This is a genomic window from Cryobacterium sp. 10I1 (assembly GCF_035019805.1).
Lineage (GTDB): Bacteria > Actinomycetota > Actinomycetes > Actinomycetales > Microbacteriaceae > Cryobacterium > Cryobacterium glucosi.
The window spans coordinates 1-1173 of record NZ_JASJVF010000494.1; the positions used below are offsets into that span (position 1 = coordinate 1).

A 1173-nucleotide genomic window follows, 5' to 3' on the forward strand; every position below is an offset into this window, starting at 1 on the left:
CTCCTCGAACGCGCCGTCTGCGGTGTAGATCACGGAAAGGGCCGAGGTGGGGGCATCCGTTGATGCGACGGAGGGCACCGTGACCCAGCGGATCCCGGCGAGGAACCCGGCCGCCTTCACGGCGTCCATGGTGCTGCCGCCGCCGAGGGCGACGATGACGTCGGCGCCGGTCCTGTCGATCACGCCGACGAGGCGGATGACCTCCGCGGCCGTGGGGATGCCGCCGAAACGTTCCCGGGTGACGGGCAGCTGGGCGGCGCGCAGCGAGTCCGTGGCGCGCTGCCCGAGGATCCCCCAGACCACGTCGTCGGAGACGAGGAGCGGGGTCTTCCCGAGCGGCGCGAGGAATTCGCCGAGCCGGGAGAGCGCCCCCTTCCCCTGGACGTAGCGGCCGGGGCTGATGATGGTGCGAATGGCGCTGGAGGCGGCCATGACGATCTCCTTCTTCAAGCGATGCGGATGCCGCCAGCCTAAATTCGCCGGTGCCGGCCCGGTCAGGGGCCCTGTCACCATGTGAGAAGCTGCCTCACGCGCCGAACCCGGGATCTTCTCAGGCGCCGGACGATTGTGCCGGGGCCGGGCCCGACCGACAATGGCCGCATGAAGACCACGGATGCTCTTCCCCTGTCCCAGCCGCCGTCGCCCCGGACGCTCGCCCAGCCGCCACTGACGTCCAACGTCACGGCACTGCCGGCACCGCCCGCCCCGAGCGGGGTCGCCTCGATCCTGAAGACGCTCGCGATCCTCGAGATCGTCGCCGAACGTGGCGGGGCCACGGCGAAGGAGGTCTCCGCGAGCCTCGGCTATCCGCTGCCGACCGTGTACCGGCTCATGCAGACGCTCGTACAGAGCGATTACCTCGTGCACATCCGCCGGGAGCGCAAGTTCGAACTCGGCTACAAGCTGCATCAGCTCGGCGTCTCGCTGCATCGCCAGATCGGCGTGCCCGCCGAGGTGCGCACCGAGATCGCCCGCCTGCACCGCAACGCCCAGGCGGCCGCGTACTTCGCCGTCTACCGGGGGGCCGATGTCGTCGTCACCTACATCGTGGATTCCCCGGCAGCCCCGCGCCTCACCCCGTTGAGCTTCGGGTTCCACGAGGCCGATCACCATCAGGCCCCAGATCGGCAGGATCAACAACGCCATCACGACGATGGCGCTCGCGCAGATCGC

2 protein-coding genes are annotated in these 1173 nt (G+C 69.8%); one reads left to right on the top strand and one right to left on the bottom strand.

All coding sequences use genetic code 11. The features are described 5' to 3' along the window. Positions 1 to 432, bottom strand: a 432-nt coding sequence (locus QN345_RS19340) for an iron-containing alcohol dehydrogenase (protein ID WP_323509152.1), incomplete at its 3' end; no start/stop codon positions are given. A gap of 168 nt (positions 433 to 600) precedes the next feature. Between QN345_RS19340 and QN345_RS19345 the strand changes: the two genes are divergently transcribed. Then, positions 601 to 1173: helix-turn-helix domain-containing protein (locus tag QN345_RS19345; protein ID WP_323509153.1), on the top strand; the 573-nt coding region annotated here is incomplete at its 3' end.